The organism is Rhodococcus sp. YH1 (assembly GCF_009939605.1).
Classification (GTDB): Bacteria; Actinomycetota; Actinomycetes; order Mycobacteriales; family Mycobacteriaceae; genus Rhodococcus; species Rhodococcus aetherivorans.
In genome coordinates, this window is the sequence record NZ_WVTE01000186.1 from 1 (window position 1) to 1,690 (window position 1,690).

The window sequence follows — 1,690 nt, forward strand, 5'->3', positions numbered from 1 at the left end:
TTCGGACATGGCCATACTGCGACCTCCTTCTCCGCCTCGCTGGACGGATCGTTAAAGGATGCCTGACGGTGCATCAGCCTAGCAGCGGCCGGTGACCCCCAGACACGGGTGCGGGGTGAGGCGTGCCACAGGCCGCCGTCCCGGTAGCGACGAGCGGGCCCGGCCGGCGACTTCCGTCCCCGGCCGGGCCCGCTCACGTTGCGATGTCAGGGCCGCTCGGACTCCCGCTGCTCGGCCGGCTCGGCGGCGCGCGACGAGGTGGCCGCCGCGGCGGCACGGACCTGGTCGGCGAGCGCCACGATCTGGCCGAGGATGCCGTTGACGAAGGCGGGCGAGTCGTCGGTGGACAGCTGCTTGGCCAGTTCGACGGCCTCGTCGACGGCCACCACCGGCGGCACGTCGGAGGCGTGGAACAGCTCCCACACCGAGATGCGCAGGATCGCCCGGTCCACGGCGGGCAGCCGCTCGAGCGTCCAGTCGTGCAGGTGCTCGGCGATCACCTGGTCGAGCTCGTCGAGATGCTCCGCCACGCCGCGCACGACGGTCTGCGTGTACGGCGGCACCTGGGCGACCTGGTCGTCGGTGACGGCGAGCGCGATGCGGTCGGCCGCGAGACCGACCGGGTCGATGTCGCGGGCTTCGGCCTCGAACAGCAGGTCCACGGCGCGCTTACGCGCCTTGTGCCGGGCTCCGAGTTTCTTCTGCGTACCGGACACTCAGGAATTCACTCGCCCGAGGTAGCTGCCGTCACGCGAATCGACCTTGAGCTTGTCGCCGGTGTTGATGAACAGCGGGACCTGGATCTCGGCGCCGGTCTCGAGGGTCGCCGGCTTGGTGCCCCCGGTGGAGCGGTCGCCCTGCAGGCCGGGATCGGTGTGGGTGACCTCGAGTTCGACGGTGACCGGCAGTTCGACGAACAGCGGGGTGCCCTCGTGGGTGGCCACCTGCACCTGCATGTTCTCGAGCAGGAACTTCGCGCCGTCGCCCAGGGTCTCCTCGTTGATGGAGATCTGGTCGTAGGTCTCGCCGTCCATGAACACGTAGTCGGTGCCGTCGTGGTACAGGTACGTCATGTCGCGGCGGTCGACGGTGGCGGTCTCGACCTTCACCCCGGCGTTCCAGGTCTTGTCGACGGTCTTGCCGGAGAGCACGTTCTTGATCTTCGTACGGACGAACGCCGGCCCCTTGCCGGGCTTGACGTGCTGGAACTCGATGATCTGCCACAGCTGACCATCGATCTTCAGCACGAGCCCGTTCTTGAAATCGCTGGTATCGGCCACTTGGTTTCGCGTCTCCTAGAGTCGAGGTACCGCCCTCATACGACGGTCAATGTCTTGTCGGTGAGTGTGAGCAGCTCCGGTCCCCGCTCACGCACCACGAGCGTGTCCTCGATCCGCACGCCTCCGCGCCCGGAGAAGTACACGCCCGGTTCGACGGTCACCGCCGCACCGCAGGCAAGTGTACCGGTCGCCGCCTGGCCGATTCCGGGTGCTTCGTGGATCTCCAGACCGACCCCGTGGCCGAGCCCGTGCAGGAACAGATCACCGTGCCCGGCGTCGGCGATGACGCCGCGGGCCGCGGCGTCCACGGCGGCCAGGTCGACGCCCGGCACGAGCGCCGCCCGCCCGGCCGCCTGGGCGCGCGCGACGAGGTCGTACACCTCCCGCTGCCAGTCGGCGGCCCGCGCGAG

Annotated in this window: 3 protein-coding genes; all 3 read right to left on the reverse strand. The window is 69.3% G+C overall.

From position 1 onward, the window contains the following. Positions 1 to 206: 206 nt before the first annotated feature. Complete coding sequence (nusB, locus tag AIIKEEIJ_RS14390; protein ID WP_006937621.1) at positions 207 to 716, reverse strand: transcription antitermination factor NusB; 510 nt, start codon at positions 714 to 716, stop codon at positions 207 to 209. Continuing rightward, on the reverse strand, positions 717 to 1,280 hold the full coding sequence (efp, locus tag AIIKEEIJ_RS14395; RefSeq protein ID WP_006937620.1) for an elongation factor P: 564 nt from the start codon (positions 1,278 to 1,280) through the stop codon (positions 717 to 719). A gap of 35 nt (positions 1,281 to 1,315) precedes the next feature. Next, the coding region (locus AIIKEEIJ_RS14400) for a M24 family metallopeptidase (RefSeq protein WP_161995937.1) at positions 1,316 to 1,690 on the reverse strand (375 nt) is incomplete at its 5' end.